Annotated in this window: 1 protein-coding gene and 1 pseudogene; both read left to right on the forward strand. The window is 66.9% G+C overall.

Annotation, left to right across the window (positions count from 1 at the left end; all coding sequences use genetic code 11):
* Nucleotides 1–844, forward strand: an 844-nt coding sequence (gene creD / locus JCM9942_RS16535; RefSeq protein WP_172675187.1) for a cell envelope integrity protein CreD, incomplete at its 5' end; no start/stop codon positions are given.
* A gap of 50 nt (nt 845–894) precedes the next feature.
* A pseudogene (locus JCM9942_RS16540) lies at nt 895–1,107 on the forward strand (hypothetical protein); the annotation flags it as partial.

A 1,107-nucleotide genomic window follows, 5' to 3' on the forward strand; every position in this document is an offset into this window, starting at 1 on the left:
CATCGCCCTGCGGGCCGGCGCCGGTGCGCTGGAGGCCGCGTCCAAAGGCCTGCATGCGCCGCTGCGGATGCAGGGCGACGCCGCCTCGGGCGTGCTGTCGGACGGGCGCAAGGTCGAGCTGGAGTTCGTGCTCGACGGCACCCGTTCGCTGTCGGTGGTGCCGGTGGGCGATGACACCCGCGTGGATATCGCCTCGTCATGGCCGCATCCGCAGTTCTCCGGCAGCTTCTCGCCGCATGAGCGCAGTGTCGATGACCGCGGCTTCAAGGCCAGCTGGGCGGTCTCCTCGCTGGCCTCGGCCGCGCAGGAACAGCTGCGCCGCAACCTGATTGCCGATGCGGAGGTCGAGTCGCTGACCGTGGCGCTGGTCGATCCGGTGGACGTCTATACCCAGGCCGACCGCGCCACCAAGTACGGCATCCTGTTCGTGCTGCTGACCTTCGTTGGCTTCGCCCTGTTCGAGCTGATCAAGCAGTTGCGGATCCACCCGCTGCAGTACCTGCTGGTCGGCCTGGCGCTGGCGATCTTCTTCCTGCTGCTGATCAGCCTGTCCGAGCAGATCGCGTTCTGGCAGGCCTACCTGGTCTCGGCGGCGGCCTGTATCGGCCTGCAGGGCTTCTACCTCAGTGGCGTGCTGCGCAGCTGGAAGTACGGGCTGATGTTCTCGACTCTGTTGACCCTGCTGTATGGCGCGCTGTTCCTGCTGCTGGGCTCGGAGAACAACGCGCTGCTGCTGGGCTCGCTGCTGCTGTTCGGCATCCTGGCGCTGATCATGTGGATCACCCGCAAGATCGACTGGTACGAGCTGGGCAAGCGCGCGACCGATCCGCCGACACTGCCGTAATCGGCGCGGGGTGGCGCAGGCCACCCCGTTTTTTCCGGAGGGATCAGGCTATGAACCGGGTATCGATCCACCGCCGCGTGCAGCAACTGCTGCCTGCCGGCATTGAAACCTGCGGGTTGTTGAATTTCGGGCGGTTGCCGGGGCAGCTGGAACAGGTGCTGCTGGACAGTGCGTTCCGCGGCCGGGCGCGGGGCAGGGTCGTATTGCGCCTGGCGGCGGAAACGGCGTTGGCCATTCAACGCGCCGGGCTGGCGTTCTTCGCG

Origin of the sequence: Stenotrophomonas pictorum JCM 9942, assembly GCF_001310775.1 — a bacterium.
GTDB lineage: Bacteria > Pseudomonadota > Gammaproteobacteria > Xanthomonadales > Xanthomonadaceae > Stenotrophomonas > Stenotrophomonas pictorum.